Here is an 18,465-nt window from a genome sequence, read left to right on the forward strand (position 1 = left end):
GCCCCGTCAGTCGGCCAGCTGCTCGCGCACCTGTCCGCGCAGCACCTTCCCGATGAGCGACTTCGGCAGCTCAGCCACGACGACGATCCGGCGCGGCACCTTGTACCGCGAGAGGCGCTGCTTCGCCCACTCGCGTACCTCTCCGGTGTCGACGCCGTGCGGGGCCACGACGGCCGCGACGATCTCCTCGTCGCCCTGCTCGCGCGGCATGCCGACCACGGCGACGTCCTCGATACCGGGATGCTCGCGCAGCACGCGCTCGACCTCGCTGGGCGAGACGTTGAAGCCGCCGGTGATGATGATCTCCTTCTTGCGGTCGACGATCGTCGCGAAACCGTCATCGTCGAGCGTCACGATGTCGCCGGTGCGCAGCCAGCCGTCGTCGGTCAGCGCCTCAGCGGTGGCCTCGGGGTTGTTCCAGTAGCCCTGGAAGACCTGGGGGCCGCGGACCCAGAGTTCGCCGGGCTCACCCGGGGCGACGTCGACGCCGTCCTCGTCGACCACACGCCGCAGAGTGGACGGGAAGGGGATGCCGATGGTGCCGGTCTTGCGGCTGGCGCTGAACGGATTGCCCATGGCGATGGGCGCGCACTCGGTGAGCCCATAGCCCTCGACCAACCGACCTCCAGAGACCGACTCCCAGAGCTCGACGACGTCGTCGGGCAGCGTCATCGCCCCAGAGATGCACCAGCGCACGCCCTTGAGGGAGACGCCCCTCTCGGCGGCCCCCTTGGCGGTCTTCTCGTAGATCGGCGGGACTGCGCAATAGATGGTCGGGGGCCGCTTCTTCATGGCGGCCAGCGCCAGGTCGGTGTCGGGGCGGGGGAACAGCACCTGGTGGGCGCGCTTGTAGACGCCGAATGTGACGTACAGGACCAGCCCGAACGCGTGGAACATCGGCAGCATGGCGTAGCTGACTTCCTCGCCGTCGCGCGCGCCGTGCATCCAGGCCACGCCCTGCAGCGCGTTGCAGTACATGTTGAAGTGGCTGAGCATGACGCCCTTCGGCAGCCCGGTGGTGCCGCTCGTGTACTGGATGGCCGCGAGGTCGTGCACGTCGGGGCGCGGGTGGCCGTCGTCGATGGGGTCATTGGCCACGAGCTCGCGCCACGTGACGTCGCCGCGGTCGCCCGAGGTCAGCAGGGCGCGCTGCTTCTTCAACTTCGGGATCGGGAGGCTCAGCGCCAGTCGCTTGACGGTCGGAAACGCCTCGACGAGGTTGACCGCCACCACCGTGATAGCAGGCGCGGCCGCCTTCACCCGCTGCGCCACGGAGTCCATCGCCACGGCGACCTGTGCGCCGTGATCGGTGAAGACCTCCGCCAGTTCCCGCTCGGTGGAGAGTGGGTTGTGCTCGCAGACGACCGCCCCGAGGCGCAGCACGGCGTAGAACGCGACGAGGTGCTGCGGGCAGTTGGGTAGCAGGATCGCGACCCGGTCTCCCGCTCCGACGCCGAGCCTCCGGAGCCCCTCGGCTGCTCGGGCGATGCGCTCGCCCAGCTGGGCGTACGTCATGGTGGCGCCGAAGAATTCGGTGGCCACCTTGTCCGCGGCTCCCGCGCAGGAGCGCTCGCACATCGCGGTCAGTGACTCGGTGGGCAGCTCGATCTCGGCGGGAACGCCGTCTTGGTAGAAACGGATCCAGTCTGGCGTTGTGCTCATGCGAGAAGCCTACCGACGAGTTTCGGGTCACTGTTACCGCGGTGCCCCGCGCGGGTCGGGGTCTCCGAAAGTTGACTGAATGCCCCGACGTTATCCACAGATGCCCAGCTCGCACTGTTGGACGGCCCGTTCGCTTGCTTGAATGTCGGGGTCCGGAGAGAGGGGATGCGTAATGCGAAGGATCGCGCTGTCGCTGATGTGCGTGGGGTTGCTCGTGGCGTGCACGCCCGAGGAGCCGGTTCAGACGAGCCTCCCTCCCACTTCCACGGTTTCGACCGTGTCAACCCCGTCCCCGAGCCCGACGACGTCGGCTCCGTCGGCTGTCGCGACCCCCAGCCCCTCGCCCTCGCCGACCGCCGTGGAGTCGTTCCCCCCGCCGCCGGCCACGGAGTCGCCCGAACAGGCAGCCGTCCGAGCGGCGTGGACGGAGTACTACACCCAGTTCGCAAAGTACGCGGCGGACCCTGGGCTGGGCGACTTGACCGAATTGACGATGTTGGTCACCGATGAGGAATTGCCAGAAACACTGGGGCAGGTCCAGCGGCTTCGCGGGGCCAATGAGGTACTCACTGAAGGATTTCGTTTCCGTGATGTGGTGGTCACTATCCCGCACCCCGATAGTGGTGCCGTGGACTCGGCGCTGGTCGCCTATTGCTTCGATAGGAGTGGTTTGCAGGTCCAGGATTCCGAGAGTGGCGAAGTCATCCCCCGATCCCTATCGAACATGGAGGAGCAAGCAACGCTTGAGAGAGGATCGGACGGCCGTTGGCGCATCGCGTCCATTCGTAACCGGGAGAGTTCATGCTGAGCCCTACAAGATGTCTTGTTGCGGTGGCTATGGGTATCAGTCTGGCGGTTGCTAGCCAGAGCGCTACGGCTGATGATGACTGGTCGAGGTTGGCCGTAGGAGGCTCTCAGGAGAACGTCGTTGTTAATTTGGCAGGCGGAACCGGAGCGACTGCTCAACCGAAGAGCTCAGCTCAGGGAGCCTCCGATTCGCAGGCAGTCAAGGGGCCGAGCAGCAGTCGAGCCTGCAAGTTCCTAGGGCGAGTGCTCCCATGCGACACACCACACGGCGTGTGGAGTTCGATCGCAGGAGCCTGGTGTATCCCGGCTGAGAACCAACCGGCCCGTAGCCACCCTATTTGGGAGGGGCGCGCCAGTGGTTCGATCTACCTCTGCACGAGCCCGAATGGCTCGCTTGACCCCGACGCTGGCTCGCGATTCATGCGGTGGTTGCCGTCGGCTCCGGAGGCGGACGTGGTGACGCGGGCTGAGGCGGAAGCCGCTGCTCGGCAGGCGGCCGCGTCGATCGGGATCGAGGCCATCGACCTCGGCATCCATCCGCGCGGCGACACGGCCGCCCGGATGAGCGTGGTCGGCTGGAACACCTGGCTGTGGGCCGAGTCACCGTCGTCCACCCAGTGGGGGACGATGAGCACCAGCGCCACGGCCGCCGGCATCACGGTGTCGCTGAACGCGTCATCGTCCCAGGTCACCTGGAGCATGGGCGACGGCGCCACGGTCTCTTGCGGGCAGGGGACCCGCTGGACGATGGCAGGGACCGGCGGCCGCAATGTGCCGTCGCCCGACTGCGGGTATGTCTACGACTCCGAGGGTCGCTACACCGTGACGGCCAGCACGGACTGGTCCATCGACTGGTCTGCTGCGGGGTACTCGGGCACGATCCCCCTGGAGGTGCGTCGGTCGGCCGAGGTCATCGTCGGGGAGATGCAGTCGGTCAACCTGGCCGGGGCCTGATGAGACTAGACGAGCGTGGTCTGGCGCTGTCGGTGTGGACCGCAATGGCTTTGCCCGCTTTCATCGTGGCCGTGGGCATTGGCGTGGATTTCTCCGGCCACGCGACAGCCGCGCAGGAGGCTCGGGCAATCGCCGCGGAGGCCGCCAGGGCGGCGACGCACGAGATTGTCATCGGACCCGCGGGGCCAGTGCTGGACGTGCCGCGGGCCAGATCGGCGGCTCTCAACTTCGCCAACGTGAGCGGCTACAGCGCCGCGGTCACGGTGTCTGGGGGCTCAACGGCCACGGTCCGGATCTCGTCCACCTACGACACTGTTTTCCTCGGGCTGATCGGTATCCATGAGATCGGGTTCGACGTGTCTGGTTCGGCCCGGGCCGTCAGGACCCTCAACGGCACGGAGTCAGGCTGATCACCGATCCTGCTCGCTGAGCTTGTCGTCCGTGCTCCCTGAGCTTGTCGAAGGGTAACGGCCTTGATCCTGCTCGCCGCCCTATGGCCGGGGCGGCGGTAGTTGGCTGGGCCGTTACCCTTCGACGGACGCTCCTCGCGCGGAGCGCTCGTCACTGCTCAGGGATCGATTCGAGCCTGTTCCCTGAGCTTGTCGAAGGGTCACGGCCTTGATCCAGGTCGCCGCCCTGAGGCCGGGGGCGGCGGTAGGTGGCTGGGCCGTTACCCTTCGACGGACGCTCCTCGCGCAGAGCGCTCGTCACTGCTCAGGGAGCGATTCGAGCCTGTTCCCTGCGCTTGTCGAAGGGTTGCGGCCCTGATCCTGCTCGCCGCCCTGTGGCTGGGGGCGACGGTTGTAGCGGAGCCGTTACCCTTCGACAAGCTCAGGGATCACGGTGGACGGACGCTCGGGGATTGGAGGTCTCCGAAAGTTGACACTTTCGGGGGTGAGAACGGTCGCCGTCAACAAGCGTTAGGGGCTTGTCGGAGGCGAAGCGTAGGTTGATCGTATGCCCGACATCGTCATCATCGCCCGCGGCTCCAGCGACCCGCGGCATGCCGCCGATGTCGAGCTGCTGGCAGACCGGGTGCGGGATCGCGTGCGGTCGGGGCGCGGCGTCGGGGCCTGTTTCCTCGACCACCACAGCCCGTCGCCCGACGACCTGGCGGCCGAGCTCCGGCACCGCGCCGTCGTCGTGCCGATCATGGTCACACCCAGTGATGAACTCCACACGGAGCTGTCCGAGGTGGCCCGCCGGCTGGGAGCCGGCGGGGCGGATATCAAGGTTGCCCCACCACTTGGCCCGGACCCCAGGCTGCTCCACGCCTGTGAAGAGCTGCTCTCGGCGGCCGACGTGCGGCCCTCCCGTGACACCGGCGTTGTGGCTCTCCTTGACCAGCGGTTCGGGGCCTCCGACAGGACGGCCATCCAACGGGTATTCAACACTGGCCAGGACGGGTACAGAGCGTGGGCGGTGGCGTCCGTATCCGACACCAACGACCTCGAAGCGGTCATCGGTCAGCTGCGTGCGCGATGCGAGAGGGTGGTTGCCGTGCCGCTGTCGCTCATGGATGTCCGCCGACGGCGGGAGCTTGCGATGCGCTGCCGTGATGCCCAAGTCGGCATGGTGCCCGGGTCACTCGCCACAACTCAGGCACTCGCCGACCTGGTGGTCGCCCGCTCCGCCTGAGCGATCCGTGGCGGACGACCTCTGAGAGTCGTCGCGGCCCTCGGTAGGCTGCGTTGCGTGAGCCAGTTCCAGGAACTCGTCGGACTGCCCCTTCGCCATGCCGGCAAGGTGCGCGAACTCTACGCGGACGACCACCGCATCCTCATGGTGGCCACCGACAACATCTCCGCGTTCGACCACGTTCTGAGCATGCTGATCCCCGACAAGGGGGCAATCCTCACGCAGCTCAGCCTCTGGTGGTTTGATCAGCTCTCCGATCTCGTGCCCAACCACGTCCTCAGCGCCGAGGTACCGCCCGCCGTCGCCGGCCGGGCGCTCTGGGTGGAGCCGCTGGAGATGGTGGAGGTTGAGTGCGTGGCACGCGGTTACCTCACCGGATCCGGCTGGGCCGAGTACCAGGAGTCGCGCACGGTCTGCGGGGTCGCTCTGCCCGAGGGTCTCCGTGACGGGGACAAGCTCCCGGAACCCATCTTCACTCCCGCCATCAAGGCCCGGCTCGGCGAGCACGACGAGAACGTCGACTTCGCGACCATCGTCGACCTTCACGGCTCGGCGCTCGCCGAGGAACTGCGTCGGTTGACGCTCGCGATCTACACCCGCGCCGCGGGCATCGCGGCGGAGCGGGGAATCATCCTCGCCGACACGAAGTTCGAGTTCGGCCGACGTCCAGACGGCACGCTCGTGCTGGCGGACGAGGTCCTGACCCCGGACTCGTCCCGCTTCTGGGACGCCGCACTGTGGCAGCCGGGAGAGTCGCTGCCCAGCTTCGACAAGCAGTACGTGCGCGACTGGCTCGCCCGCGACTCGGGCTGGGACAGGTCGTCCGACACCCCGCCGCCTGCGCTTCCCGACGACGTGGTCGCCGCCACTCGCGAGCGCTACCTCGAGGCCTACCGACGTCTGACAGGTACAGACTTCAGCCCTCCGCGTTAGGGACGACCTGTCCGCACGCCGAGCCTTTGCGTTCGTCCTGAAGAAATGAGGTGCGAAGGCGCATATGGCGGCCGAGGCGCGTTTTTTCAGGGTGAATCGGGTGGACTCAGGGCGTCGGTGGGTCGACCCGTCCCCCACGCCCAGTGGGCGGCGGGGGCGGGTATGGTCGGGCGCATGGCCACACGCATGCTTGCCCTCCTCGACGGCTCACTTGTCGACCCCTCCACGCCCATCGTGCGGGCCGACGACGACGGCGTGGTCCGCGGCGACGGCGTCTTCGACGCCCTGCTGGCCGCCAACGGGATCGCCCGCGACCTGGACGAGCATCTCGGGCGGTTGGCCGACTCCGCCAAGATCCTCGCCCTCCCCGCGCCCGACGAAGCCGGCTACCGGCGCGCCGTCGACGCGGTCCTCCAGGCCTGGGATTGGCAGGCGGAGCCGGAGGCGGTGCTGCGCCTCATCCAGACCCGCGGCCCTGCAGGCGGCCAGGGCAACGGCTACGTGCTGGCCGCGCCCCTCGACGCGGCGACGCGTCGCGAACGCTACGAGGGCGTCCGCGTTCTTCTCCTCGACCGCGGGTTCGAGGGCAACGGCATCGTCGACCTCCCGTGGCTCCTCCCTGGCGCCAAGTCGCTCTCCTACGGCATCAACATGGCGGCCAAGCGTTATGCCATCGCCAACGGGGCCGACGACGTCATCTTCGTCACCCCGTCCGGCGCCATTCTCGAAGGCCCCACGTCCAGCGTCGTGCTCGATCTCGACGGCGTCCTGCACACCCCGCCCCTTGACGGCATTCTGCGTTCGATCACGATCGCGGAACTGCTCGAGAAGGCCCCCGCGGCGGGGCTGGAGGTCAAGGTCGGGGCTTTGACCGTCGACGACCTGTGGCGAGCGCGCGGCGCGTGGCTGCTCTCCAGCGGACGCCTCATCGCCAGCGTCAACGAGGCCGACGGCAAACCGCTCCCTGCGTCGCCCCTCGACGGCGCACTCCGGCGAATCCTCGACGTCCCCGAGGCCTGATGCTCATCCCACGCGACGTCAGCTTCACCGAGCTCCCACTCGACGCGCTGCAGGCCCTGGACTCCGTGGCGAAGGAGGCACGGGCGCTTCTCGGTGGGCACCTGACCGTCGACCGCGACCCCGGACCCGTCACGCTCCGGATCACCGAGGTCGAGGCGTACGCCGGCCCACACGATCCCGCCTCCCACGCCTACCGCGGACCCTCCGCACGCAACCAGGCGATGTTCGGCCCCGCCGGGCACGCCTACGTCTACCGCCACATGGGTCTGCACACCTGCTTCAACGCCGTCGTGGGTCCGCCCGGGACCCCCACCGGGCTGCTCATCCGCGCGGGCGAGGTCATCGACGGGGCGGACATCGCCCGCGCCCGCCGCTCCGAGCGCGGCGTCACCCGAACCGACCTCGACCTGGCGTCCGGCCCCGCCCGACTTACGGTGGCGCTCGGGATCACGCTGGACGACAACGGTGCCGCACTCGACGGCTCGAGCGGCATCACGCTGCTCCCACGCTCAGGGCCCGCCCCGACGATCGTGTCCGGTCCGCGCATCGGCGTCGGCGCCGCCCGCGACTTCCCACTGCGGTTCTCCATCGCCGACGATCCGACGGTCTCGCGCCCCCGCTGACTACTCGCTTAATCCGGCCTGTCCGACCCTCACGAGCTAGGGGCCCCGTCGCTGTAGCGGCGGGCCCTTGCAAGACTTTGGCCATTTGCCGCCCTGCGCGACTAGGATTCGGGCCATGCCACGCGTCGTTGTCAACGTCATGCCGAAGCCCGAGATCCTTGATCCGCAGGGGAAGGCCGTCACCGGCGCCCTCCGCCGCCTGGGATTCGACGGCATGAGCGTCCGCCAGGGCAAGCGCTTCGAGATTGAGGTCGACGGCGAGTTGACGCCGGAGCTGCTGGCCCGTATCGAGGAGGCGGCGGAGACGTTGCTCGCTAACACGGTGATCGAGTCGTTCGACGTGGTGGCCGACTGATGCCACGGATCGGTGTCGTGACCTTTCCCGGGTCCCTGGACGACCATGACGCCCTCCGCGCGGTGCGGTTGGCTGGCGCCGAAGCGGTCCCGCTCTGGCACGGCTCTGACTCCACCGAGGGCGTCGACGCCATCGTCCTGCCAGGCGGCTTCTCCTACGGCGACTATCTTCGCTGCGGCGCCATCGCGCGGTTCAGCCCGGTCATGGACACGGTCATCGACGCTGCACGCAAGGGGATGCCGGTGCTCGGCATCTGCAACGGATTCCAGTTGCTCTGCGAGGCGCACCTGCTCGAGGGCGCAATGATCCGTAACGCCAACCAGCAGTTCATCTGCCGCGACGAGCGGCTGCGGGTGGAGACCATCGACACCACGTGGACCTGCGCGTTCGCCAAGGGCGACGAGATCACGATCGTTCTGAAGAACGGGGAGGGCAACTTCCAGGCCTCGCCGGAGACCCTCCGCAAGCTGGAGGAGAACGATCAGGTGGTGTTCCGCTACCTGGACAACCCGAACGGTTCGGCCAACGACATTGCGGGCATCACCAACGAGCGCGGCAACGTCGTCGGGCTCATGCCGCACCCTGAACACAACGTCGAGGACCTCACCTCGCCGTCGCTCGACGGACAGAAGTTCTTCGAGTCGGTCATCTCCTTCCTCGGCACCCGCGTCTAGTCGGCGCAGGAGGCCTCGAAAGGGTCAATTCGGTGACACGCACGGCCATAGTGGTCGTACATGTCACCGAACTGCACCCTTCGGGAGGCTCGACCTCATCTAGCCTTCTGCGGTAGGTGTTGTCCCACCTGCCTCGGGTGTGGGCCGTATCGCCTCTGGTGTAGTCCGACAACTGGGAGGTCGGTGGCCTGGCCCCTGCGGCGCTCCAAGATCGGTTGAATGCGATATCTGGATGGCGCAGAGCGAGGAGTCTTCTCGCGTGCGGAGTTGCGCGAGCTCGGCGTGTCAGCGTCAAGTTTTCGTGCTTCGCTCGATCGGCGTGAGTACATCAGCGTCGGGCGGCTGCACGTCGTTGATGGGCAAGTCCCCGATGCAGTGAAGGCTGCAGTTCGGTCGGGCGGTTCGCTGACCTGCCTCAGTGCCTTGCGTGAGCACGGCGTGTGGACCTACCCAGACAGGAGCATCCATCTGCTTCGTCCGAGGAAGGCACGGTCCACCTATCCATTACCGGAGAACGGGTGTGATTGCCGGGGTCGGTTCGGAGGGGCCGAGGGGCGGCTGGTGGTGCCGCTCGCCACTGCGCTCTCGGCGGCCCTCACCTGCCATCCAGCCGTTCACGGAGTGATCGCAGCGGACGACATCCGTCGCCGTCGGCTTCTGCCCGACCACGAATTGGAGCACGTTCTGGCCCAATGCTCCGCGCGGAAGCGGACGGCGGTCGCGGTGGCGGATGGGACCGTAGAGTCGGCTCTCGAGTCCGTGGTTCGTCACCTGTTGTGGAGCGCCGGGATCGGATTTCGAGTGCAGGTAGTGCTGGACGGCATTGGGCGCGTGGATTTTCTCATCGGTGAGAAACTCATCCTCGAAGTGGACGGCTTCGAGTTCCATGGCCACGTTGATGGCTTCCGGAATGACCGTCGTCGGGACCTCAGCGCCGCCGCGCAAGGATATGTGACCATCCGCGTCACGTGGTGGGACGTGTTGCACAAGTGGCCCACCATTCTGGGTGACCTGCAGTCGATTGTTCGACGTCGCGGCCATCGGGCGCGCTGAAAGGGTCAGTTTGGCGACACGCGCGACCATAGTGGTCGTACATGTCGCTGAATGGCACCTCTCGGGACGTGCTTGGATGGTGACCATGTCGTCAGCGAACCTCACCCAGGCAGAAACCGCCCACCGCGCCTCCGCCGTCAACGTGCACTCGTACACCGTCGACGTCGACGTCCGCGACGCGCGCGACCAGGCGTCGCAGACGTTCCGCGTGACCTCGACGATTGAGCTCACCACTGCGAAGCCGGACACGTGGGTCGACTTCATCGGCGAGGTCGACGACGTACTGGTGGACGGCGAAGCCTGGCCGTTCCACCACGACGGCGCCCGCATCCAGCTGACCGGCCTGCCGGCCGAACGATGCGCGGTCACGGTGCGGGGGCGAGGCCACTATTCGCGCACGGGGGAGGGGCTCCACCGCTTCGTCGACCCGGCCGACGGTGAGACCTACCTCTACACCCAGTATGAGCCGGCCGACGCACGCCGCGTGTTCCCCAACTTCGAGCAGCCCGACATGCGCGCTCCCTTCACCTTCTCGCTCACCGGCCCGTCGGACTGGTGGCTGGGGTCCAACCAGCCCGAGGCGTCGCGCGAGGAGGTGGAGCCGGGTGTCGTCCGCGTGGAGTTCTCCCCAACGCCCACCCTCTCGACCTACATCACCTGTCTGTGCGCCGGCCCCTACCACCGGGTCGACGACACGTGGCGCGGCAAGATCGAGCTCGCTCTGCTGTGCCGCCAGAGCATGGCGCGTTACCTCGACGCCGAGGAGCTCTTCCGGCTCACGAAGGCGGGGCTGGACTGGTTCACCGAGGCGTTCGGCGAGTACCCCTGGGGCAAGTACGACCAGATCTTCGTCCCGGAGTACAACCTGGGCGCCATGGAGAACCCCGGGCTCGTGACGTTCACCGAGTCCTACCTCTTCCGCTCACCGGCCACCCCTGCCCAGTTGCAGGCGCGGGCCAACACTCTCGTGCACGAGATGAGCCACATGTGGTTCGGCGACCTCGTCGTCCCGCGTTGGTGGGGCGATCTATGGCTGAAGGAGAGCTTCGCAGAGTTCATGGGCAGCCACGTCTCGGTGGAGGCGTGCGGCTTCAAGGAGGGGTGGGTCAACTTCGCGTCCAACCGGAAGGTCGGTGCGTACCTCGCCGATTCGATGCCGACGACGCACCCGGTGGTCGCCGACATCCCCGACCTCGAGGCCGCGAAGACGAACTTCGACCGCATCACCTACTCCAAGGGCGCCTCGGCCCTCACACAGTTGGTCCACTACGTCGGGCTCGACGCCTTCCTCGCCGGATGCCGCCGCTACTTCGCCCAGCACGCCTTCGGCGCGGCGACGCTCGCCGACTTCATCGCCGCCCTCGACGCCGAGGCGGCGCGGGATCTCAGCGGCTGGGTGGAGGCCTGGCTCCGCACTGCTGGTCACGACACTCTGAGTGCCCAGACCCGCGTGGAGGACGGCGTCATCGCGGAGCTGCTGGTGCGCCGCGACTTCGAGGGGGCGGGCGATCCGGAGGCAGACCGACCGCACGCCACCACCGTCGGCCTTTATGTGCTCGACGGCGATCGGCTGGTGCTCGATGCCCGCCACGAGGTGCTGGTGGAGGGACCCGAGACGCCGGTGGCGGAGGCCGTCGGAGGGCGCGCGCCCGACGTCGTTCTGGTCAACGACCTCGACCGCACGTTCGCCCGCGTGTCGCTCGACCCACACAGCCGGGCGACACTGCTCGACCACATCGGGAGCCTCAAGGCGCTCGCCCGCGCTGTGGCCTGGAGCGCGCTCTGGGCCGACGTGAGAGCTGGCGCTCTGCCCCCAGCGGACTTCGTCGGGGCCGTACTCAGCTCCGGGGAGCGGCAGACGGGCGTCCTCGCCTCGATCCTGCAGCGAGCCCTCGTTGCCCTGGACCGCTACTCGGACGGTCACGAAGCCCGCTGGCGGGACGGCTGCCGGGCCAACCTGATGGCGGCCGAGCCCGGGTCGGCCGAGCAGATGCTCTGGGCCAAGGCCTACCTCAGCGCTGCCTCGCTCGCGCCCGAGGACGTCCGGTGGGTGCTCAACGGCGAAGTGCCGGGGCTCGACGTCTCGGTGGACATTTCGTGGGCCGCGTGGGAGTCGCTGGCCACGCAGGGCTCCGCGACCGACGTCGAACTCGACGCCGCCCTGAACGCTGACGACACGGCGGCCGGCCGCACGGCCCACCTGCGCGCGGTCCATTCCCGTCCCGACGCCGAGGTCAAGGAGGAGGCGTGGCGCCGCGCCCACTCCGTCGGCGGTGAGACCAACGACGCGGTGGGGGCGCTGCTGGCGGGCTTCAACGCTCTCGGTCAGGAGCATCTGCGGCAGCCGTTCGCCGAGCGTTACTTCGAGCGTCTCGAATCGGTGTGGCGCGACCAGCCGATCGAGATCGCGATGCGTCTGGTCTCCGGGGGCTTCCCCGCGGACGGTCACGAGGACGGCTACCGCTGGCTGGCCGAGCACCCGGACGCGCCGGCCACCTTGCGTCGGTTGGTCACCGAGGCCACGCACGAGTCTGCGGTCGCCGATCGCGTCCGTCGCGGTCCCGACGTCGGCCCTGCAACGTTTTCCTGAGTAGCGGGCAAGAACGAGCGGTTGACTTCACGTTTCCCTCACCTGGAAGTCGGCCTTGAGTCGGCGCGAGGGTAAGGGCTCGGAATCTGGTGGCAGTGCCCGACGATGTCCCTGACGCCAACGGTTCCACGGGGACGCCAACGGCTCTCTCCGCAACGCCAACGGTTTCACCGGAACGCCAACGGCTCCCACCGCAACGCCAACGGTCACGCCCACTCGCCCCCGGAACCCATCGACGCCCCCGAGATATCAGGGGCGTTGATGGTTATCGTCGGCGAGTTCCGATCCACGTTGGCGTTGCGGTTTTCCGTTGGCGTTGCGGTCGAAGGCCCCCACCCGGGAGGGTGGGGGCCTTCAGGTTGAGTTAGGTCGCTAGCGGATCAGGGCTTGCCCTTGCCCTTGCCCTTGCCGCTGTTGTTGTCCTTGCCCTTGTTGGGGTTGCCGGCACCGGGGCCGTTGCCGGCGCTGGTGTCGGCGCCGTCGGCGTAATCGATGGTCAGCGGGGCCAGGTCGTAGGTCTCCCAGTGATCCGGGTTGGTCGGGTCACCGAGCGCCTTGAGCACGCGGAGCTCGAGCACGTAGCTGCCCTCGGCCACGCGACGCAGCTTGCTGTTGCCGGAGTTGCCCTGATAGGTGCCGTCCCACGCGATGGTGGCGACGGCGCCCATGCGGCCCAGATCGAACTCGGTGGCGTAGTTGATGAAGTTCGAGTGGACCTTCGCGCCCTTGGTGCCGTCCGGGTTGGCCTTGTACACGTCGACGTACAGGCCGGAGACCGGGACGCCGAGGTAGAGGGCGATCAGCGGGATGTCGCCGTCGACCATCGTGAAGGTGCGCCACGGGGCGGCGACCGAGAGGCCGCCATTCGCGTTGCGGTAGGTGAGCGCGGCGAGCTCCACGGCCTGGAGAGCCTGGTAGTCGCCCGAGAGGCCGGCGAACGGCACGACCAGCTGCTCGGTCTCCGAGGTCAGCGTGATCCAGCCGCCGTAGATGGCGCCGTGGACCTTGAACTCGACGCCGTTGTCATCGGTGTCGGTGAAGTCCTCGCTGATGACGACGGTCGCGGTGGCGGTGCCGCCGGCGGGAACCGTGATCGAATCAGCGGAGAACTCGACGGTTGCATCCAGCACGTAGAAGCCAGGGACATCGGTGGGGCCGTAGGTGGCCACGCCGTGCTCCACGTCGAGGGCATAGGTGACCTCGACGTCGGAGGCGTTGTGCACAGTCAGGGTGGTGGTGACCGGGCCGGCCTCACCCTCGCCGAGCGAGATCTTGTGCGGGGTGACCGTCGTGGTGGTGGTCAGCGCGTGCGGGATGTCGATCAGGCCAGCGCCCTGACGGTGCACGGGCTCGGCCACGCCGGCCTCAGGGAGGGTTCCCCACGTGAACGGGTTGGCGGTGTTGGCGAGGATGGTGCGGACCTCGTACGGGTCGAGATCGGGGCGCGCCTCGAGGAGGAGCGCCGCGGCGCCGGCCACGTGCGGGGCGGCCATCGAGGTGCCGCCGAGGGTGGCGTAGCCCTTCTTCTCCAGCGGGTAGGTGGAGTAGATGCTGCCGCCGGGGGCGGATACGTCGGGCTTGAGCGTCAGGTCCGCGGCCAGGCCGTAGGAGCTGAAGTCGGACTGGTAGCCACCGGTCGGGTTGTCGAAGCGCTTGGGCTCCTCGGAGAAGTCGATGGTGGTCGAGCCGCCGTTGGCCGCGATCTCGGCCTTCAGCGCCGCGCCGTCGGCCTGCAGGACCGAGACGGCGGGGATGGTGATCTCGTCCGCACCCTCGACGGTCATGTTGATGACGCCGGGAGCGTTGTTGGCGACGATGACGGCGTCGTACCCCGCCACCTGAGCGGCCAGGGCCTTCAGGTGGAAGGAGCAGGTGCCGCGGTCGACGATCACTGCCTGGCCCTCACCCGTGGCCTCGGCCAGGGGAGCGCAGGCGTTCAGCGGGTCACCGGCGACGAGGGTGTAGGAGGCCCCGGGGGTCGGCTCGGGCGAGCCGGTCGAGGTCATGAACGGGGTCTCCACGCCACCGGCGGTGGAGATGTAGTCGGCCATGTACTCGGAGTTGTCGACGGAGCCGACCGAGATGACGTTGTGGGCCACCGACGGGGCGCCACCGGAGAAGGTGCCGCTGGTGCCGGAGTTGCCCTGCGAGACGACGACGACCACGCCGGCATCGACCAGGCGGTCGGCCGCGGTGGCGGTCGGGTAGGTGGGCCACGTCTGCAGCGAGGCGCCGAGGCTCATGTTGACGATGTCCATGCCGTCGGCGTAGGCCTGATCCATGGCGGCGATGATGATCTCGGAGTCGCTGGAGCCGTCGCAGCCGAAGACGCGGTAGGCGCCGAACTCGACGTCGGGGGCCACACCGGTGACGCCGCCGTCGGCGCCGACGATGCCGGCGACGTGGGTGCCGTGGCCGCCACAGTCGTCAGGCCACTGATCGGGCTTGGGGGTGTTGATGGCCGGGTCGTCGCTGCTGGCGTCGTAGACGTCGCCGACGTAGTCGTGGCCCCACTTCACTCGCTCGCCCGGGAAGTCCCTGGTCTCGGCGTTGACGCCGGAGCCGCCGAAATCGGGGTGGTTGTAGTCGATGCCCGAGTCGATGATGCCGACCTTGATGTCCTTGCCGGTGAAGCCGAGCTCCTCGTTGGCCACGTCGGCGCCGGTCAGGGTGCGGGCGTAGTCGATGTCGGGCCGGGCGGCATCCTCGGCGGGCTTGGTGACCTCGACGACGGGATAGACGCCCTTGACGCCGGCGATGCCGGCGAGCTTGACGGCGTCGGCCTTGCTCGCGGAGACGGCGACGCCGTTCCAGGTGTTGGTGTAGCTCTTGCCGACGGTGACGGCGATGCCCTCAGCCTTGGCGGCGGCCACAACCTTGTCCTGGGCCTGCTTGGCCTTGGCGGCGTTGCCGCCCTGGATCTTGGCGGAGCCCTCAACCTCCACGAGCCAACGGCCCGCGAGGACGTCGTCGCCGAGGGTGGCGAGCATCTCCTCGATCGAGGGGGCTTCGGCGGAGGGCGCGGCGGGGCCGATGGGCTCGGGAAGAGCCTGATCGGCGGAGGCGGTGCCCACGGTGCCGGCGCACAATGCGGCGGCCAGCAGGCTCCCACCCAGGGCCCGCATGATGCGGGCTGGTCGAGGTTGCGTCATGAAAACTCCTCAGATAGACGCGGGCGATGGCTTCGTCGCCCCTGGTGCATTGGTGCATCCTGTCAGCCGCATTGGGCCTACGACAAGGCTTTTTTCGCATCGTGAGATTTAACATCGCCGTTACGAGGAGGGTCTAGAAGGGCCTGACGGGGGTGTTGAGCGGTGGTGGCCGCGAATCTACGAAAGCCGAATTCAGCGGTAGATTGTGCCTCGTGGCAGACACCGTTGATGACGCTTTCCAGACCCCTGACGTCGAGCAGCCCTACGCGGCGCTGGGCGTCAAGGACGACGAGTATGCGAGGATCCGCGAGATCCTCGGTCGCCGACCCACCTCCGCCGAGCTCGCGATGTACTCGGTCATGTGGTCCGAGCACTGCTCCTACAAGTCCTCCAAGGTGCACCTGAAGAAGTTCGGCGCGTTGTCGCAGGAGACCCCGCGCGGGCCGCTGCTGGCCGGCATCGGTGAGAACGCGGGCGTCGTCGACATCGGCCAGGGCTACGCGGTCACCTTCAAGGCCGAATCGCACAACCACCCGTCGTACGTGGAGCCCTACCAGGGTGCGGCCACCGGCGTCGGCGGCATCGTGCGCGACATCCTCGCGATGGGCGCCCGCCCGATCGGCGTGATGGACTCCCTGCGCTTCGGGCCGCTCCACGAGGCCGACACCCGGCGCGTGCTGCCCGGCGTCGTCGCCGGAGTCGGCGGCTACGGCAACTGCCTCGGCCTGCCCAACATCGGCGGCGAGGTGCAGTTCGACACGTCCTACCTCGGCAACCCGCTCGTCAACGCGCTGTGCGTCGGGGTGCTGCGCCACGAGGACCTCCACCTCGCACACGCCTCCGGGGTCGGCAACCAGGTGATCCTGTTCGGCGCGGCCACCGGTGGCGACGGCATCGGCGGCGCCTCCATCCTGGCGTCCGAGACCTTCGACGAGACGGGCCCTGCCAAGCGCCCCAGCGTCCAGGTGGGCGACCCGTTCATGGAGAAGCTCCTCATCGAGTGCACGCTGGAACTGTTCCAAGCGGGCATCATCAACGGCATTCAGGACTTCGGCGCGGCAGGCATCTCGTGCGCCACCTCCGAGCTCGCCTCCGCCGGCGACGGCGGAATGTTCGTCGACCTCGACCTCGTCCCCCTGCGCGACCCCAACCTCGCGCCTGAGGAGATCCTGATGAGCGAGTCGCAGGAACGCATGATGGCGGTGGTGGAGCCCGCCAACGTCGAGCGCTTCATGGAGATCTGTGCCAAGTGGGACGTGCTGGCCACCGTCGTCGGGGAGGTCATCGAGGGCGACCGGCTGATCATCCAGTGGCACGGCGAGACGATCGTCGACGTCGACCCCAAGACCGTGGCCCACGAGGGTCCCGTCTACGAGCGTCCCTACCATCGGCCGCACTGGCTCGATCAGGTCAACGCCAACCGTGCCGAGGATCTGCCCCGGGACAACACCCCCGGCGGGCTGCGGGACGCCGTGCTCAAGGTGCTGGGTCACGGCAACGTCGCGGACAAGACGTGGGTCACGCAGCAGTACGACCGGTACGTGCGCGGCAATACGGTGCTCGCGCAGCCCGAGGATTCGGGGATGCTGCGCATCGACGAGGAGACGGGTCTCGGCATCGCGCTCTCGCTCGACGCCAACTCCCGCTTCGCCTTCCTCAACCCCTACCTGGGCGCGCAGCACTCGCTGGCTGAGGCGTACCGCAACGTCGCCGTCAGCGGCGCGGAGCCCGTGGCGATCACCGACTGCCTGAACTTCGGCTCCCCCGAGGACCCCGAAGTGATGTGGCAGTTCGCCGAGGCCATCCTCGGGCTGGTCGACGGGTGCCGCGAGCTCGGCATCCCGGTGACCGGCGGCAACGTCAGCCTCTACAACCAGACGGCGGCCACACCGATCCTGCCGACCCCCACCGTCGGCGTGCTCGGGGTCATCGACGACGTGTCCACGCGGAACCGTTCCGCGTTCACGCACGCGGGCGACGCGATCCTGCTGCTCGGGGAGACCCGGGAGGAACTCTCGGGCTCGATCTGGGAGAGCGCGCTCCACGACGGGCACCTCGGCGGCATGCCGCCGGCTGTAGTCCTGGATAAGGAGATGGCGCTGGCCCGCGTGATGGGGGAGGCGGCGCGCCGCGGGCTCCTGTCGTCGGCCCACGACGTGAGCGAGGGCGGCCTCGCCGTCGCGCTCGCTGAATCCGCCTTCCGCAACGACGCCGGCTTCGCCGTCACGCTGCCCGACGGCGACCCCACGGTCCAGCTGTTCGCCGAGTCCGCGGCGCGCGCCGTCGTCTCGCTGAGCGGAGCCCAGGTGGGAGAGTTCGAGGCGCTGTGCGCCGAACACGGGGTGACCTCAACCAGGTTGGGCGAGGTCACAGGCGATCCGGAGATGGAGTTCGTGGGCCTGTTCACGGTGCCGCTCGGCGACGCCAAGCAGGCGTGGCGGGACACCCTCCCGAACGCGCTGAACTGAGAACCGTTTCCTCCGACCGCTTGCGATTGCGTTCACCGTTTCCCTGAGTAGGGGCGAGGAACGAGTGCGTTCTCCGTTTCCCTGAGTAGGGGCGAGGAACGAGTGCGTTCTCCGTTTCCCTGAGTAGGGGCGAGGTACGAGTGCGTTCTCCGTTTCCCTGAGTAGGGAGCGAGGTACGAGTGACCGTATCGAGGGGCTGCCGCGGGGCTCCGCTGTCTCGGGTGAGCGGTTGGGTGCGGGGCCCTTCGATACAGAGAGGATTGGGGGTACCGGGTTTCCCGGGGATCAGCAAGGATGAGGGTGCCGGGCTTTCCGGTGGTCTTGTGGTGGTGGCTGTCTTCGATACTGCCCTGGAGGGCGTTGCTGCGATGTGCCCTGCCTCGTTGATCCCTGGGAGATCCGGGCCGGTGTCTGACCCCGCGTGCGGGTTGGGGGATGGGTCAGGCCGGGGCGGTAGCTTGATAAGACCGTGCCCCGCGTGTGTGGGGCTCATCTCTGTAGTGCTCCGGTCCCCGGCCTGCTGAGCCATCCCTCCC

The 18,465-nt window shown here is 68.2% G+C and carries 13 protein-coding genes and 1 pseudogene; 12 read left to right on the plus strand and 2 right to left on the minus strand.

Going from position 1 to position 18,465, the window contains the following annotated elements:
* Window positions 1–6: 6 nt before the first annotated feature.
* The gene (locus RPIT_RS01920; RefSeq protein ID WP_077340058.1) at window positions 7–1,662 is read right to left on the minus strand and encodes a long-chain-fatty-acid--CoA ligase; all 1,656 of its coding nucleotides are present in this window, start codon (window positions 1,660–1,662) and stop codon (window positions 7–9) included.
* A gap of 478 nt (window positions 1,663–2,140) precedes the next feature.
* Here RPIT_RS01920 and RPIT_RS14835 point away from each other — a divergent pair, with 478 nt between their 5' ends.
* The 11 genes and pseudogenes from RPIT_RS14835 to pepN all read left to right on the plus strand — a co-directional run bounded on the left by RPIT_RS14835 (window position 2,141) and on the right by pepN (window position 12,309).
* Window positions 2,141–2,470 carry a hypothetical protein gene (locus RPIT_RS14835; RefSeq protein ID WP_143028302.1) on the plus strand — a complete coding sequence of 110 codons (330 nt, stop codon included), beginning with the start codon at window positions 2,141–2,143 and terminating at the stop codon, window positions 2,468–2,470.
* A gap of 455 nt (window positions 2,471–2,925) precedes the next feature.
* Complete coding sequence (locus RPIT_RS01930) at window positions 2,926–3,423, plus strand: hypothetical protein (RefSeq protein ID WP_143028301.1); 498 nt, start codon at window positions 2,926–2,928, stop codon at window positions 3,421–3,423.
* The gene (locus tag RPIT_RS01935; RefSeq protein WP_093665120.1) at window positions 3,423–3,833 is read left to right on the plus strand and encodes a hypothetical protein; all 411 of its coding nucleotides are present in this window, start codon (window positions 3,423–3,425) and stop codon (window positions 3,831–3,833) included. Before RPIT_RS01930 ends, RPIT_RS01935 begins: the two co-directional genes overlap by 1 nt.
* Window positions 3,834–4,380: 547 nt before the next feature.
* Complete coding sequence (locus RPIT_RS01940) at window positions 4,381–5,061, plus strand: sirohydrochlorin chelatase (protein ID WP_077340066.1); 681 nt, start codon at window positions 4,381–4,383, stop codon at window positions 5,059–5,061.
* 57 nt (window positions 5,062–5,118) lie between these two features.
* A pseudogene (locus RPIT_RS01945) lies at window positions 5,119–5,970 on the plus strand (phosphoribosylaminoimidazolesuccinocarboxamide synthase); the annotation flags it as partial.
* Between the two features lie 198 nt (window positions 5,971–6,168).
* Complete coding sequence (locus tag RPIT_RS01950; protein WP_162274468.1) at window positions 6,169–7,014, plus strand: aminotransferase class IV; 846 nt, start codon at window positions 6,169–6,171, stop codon at window positions 7,012–7,014.
* Window positions 7,014–7,637: a DNA-3-methyladenine glycosylase gene (locus RPIT_RS01955; RefSeq protein ID WP_077340072.1), complete on the plus strand. Its 624-nt coding sequence runs from the start codon at window positions 7,014–7,016 to the stop codon at window positions 7,635–7,637. Before RPIT_RS01950 ends, RPIT_RS01955 begins: the two co-directional genes overlap by 1 nt.
* 115 nt (window positions 7,638–7,752) lie before the next feature.
* On the plus strand, window positions 7,753–7,992 hold the full coding sequence (gene purS / locus RPIT_RS01960) for a phosphoribosylformylglycinamidine synthase subunit PurS (RefSeq protein WP_077340074.1): 240 nt from the start codon (window positions 7,753–7,755) through the stop codon (window positions 7,990–7,992).
* Window positions 7,992–8,666 (plus strand): phosphoribosylformylglycinamidine synthase subunit PurQ, encoded by a 675-nt coding sequence (gene purQ, locus RPIT_RS01965; RefSeq protein ID WP_077340076.1) that lies wholly within the window; start codon window positions 7,992–7,994, stop codon window positions 8,664–8,666. The genes purS and purQ overlap by 1 nt, the downstream gene beginning before the upstream one ends.
* 219 nt (window positions 8,667–8,885) lie before the next feature.
* Window positions 8,886–9,719, plus strand: a complete 834-nt coding sequence (locus RPIT_RS14840) for a DUF559 domain-containing protein (RefSeq protein WP_143028300.1) — start codon at window positions 8,886–8,888, stop codon at window positions 9,717–9,719.
* A gap of 85 nt (window positions 9,720–9,804) precedes the next feature.
* Window positions 9,805–12,309 (plus strand): aminopeptidase N, encoded by a 2,505-nt coding sequence (gene pepN, locus RPIT_RS01975; protein ID WP_077340080.1) that lies wholly within the window; start codon window positions 9,805–9,807, stop codon window positions 12,307–12,309.
* A 380-nt stretch (window positions 12,310–12,689) separates the two neighbouring features.
* Here pepN and RPIT_RS15985 read toward each other — a convergent pair whose 3' ends face one another.
* Complete coding sequence (locus RPIT_RS15985; protein WP_077340082.1) at window positions 12,690–15,461, minus strand: S8 family serine peptidase; 2,772 nt, start codon at window positions 15,459–15,461, stop codon at window positions 12,690–12,692.
* A 212-nt stretch (window positions 15,462–15,673) separates the two neighbouring features.
* Here RPIT_RS15985 and purL point away from each other — a divergent pair, with 212 nt between their 5' ends.
* Window positions 15,674–17,929 carry a phosphoribosylformylglycinamidine synthase subunit PurL gene (gene purL / locus RPIT_RS01985; RefSeq protein WP_077340084.1) on the plus strand — a complete coding sequence of 752 codons (2,256 nt, stop codon included), beginning with the start codon at window positions 15,674–15,676 and terminating at the stop codon, window positions 17,927–17,929.
* The last annotated feature ends 536 nt before the right edge of the window (window positions 17,930–18,465 follow it).

The organism is Tessaracoccus flavus (genome assembly GCF_001997295.1).
Classification (GTDB): domain Bacteria; phylum Actinomycetota; class Actinomycetes; order Propionibacteriales; family Propionibacteriaceae; genus Arachnia; species Arachnia flava.

Bases quoted from the DNA above. Each gene is read 5' to 3' on its own strand.
- RPIT_RS01920 (WP_077340058.1), bottom strand. From the start codon at position 1,662: ATGAGCACAACGCCAGACTGGATCCGTTTCTACCAAGACGGCGTTCCC.
- RPIT_RS01935 (WP_093665120.1), top strand. From the start codon at position 3,423: ATGAGACTAGACGAGCGTGGTCTGGCGCTGTCGGTGTGGACCGCAATG.
- RPIT_RS01940 (WP_077340066.1), top strand. From the start codon at position 4,381: ATGCCCGACATCGTCATCATCGCCCGCGGCTCCAGCGACCCGCGGCAT.
- RPIT_RS01950 (WP_162274468.1), top strand. From the start codon at position 6,169: ATGGCCACACGCATGCTTGCCCTCCTCGACGGCTCACTTGTCGACCCC.
- RPIT_RS01955 (WP_077340072.1), top strand. From the start codon at position 7,014: ATGCTCATCCCACGCGACGTCAGCTTCACCGAGCTCCCACTCGACGCG.
- purS (WP_077340074.1), top strand. From the start codon at position 7,753: ATGCCACGCGTCGTTGTCAACGTCATGCCGAAGCCCGAGATCCTTGAT.
- purQ (WP_077340076.1), top strand. From the start codon at position 7,992: ATGCCACGGATCGGTGTCGTGACCTTTCCCGGGTCCCTGGACGACCAT.
- RPIT_RS14840 (WP_143028300.1), top strand. From the start codon at position 8,886: ATGCGATATCTGGATGGCGCAGAGCGAGGAGTCTTCTCGCGTGCGGAG.
- pepN (WP_077340080.1), top strand. From the start codon at position 9,805: ATGTCGTCAGCGAACCTCACCCAGGCAGAAACCGCCCACCGCGCCTCC.
- RPIT_RS15985 (WP_077340082.1), bottom strand. From the start codon at position 15,461: ATGACGCAACCTCGACCAGCCCGCATCATGCGGGCCCTGGGTGGGAGC.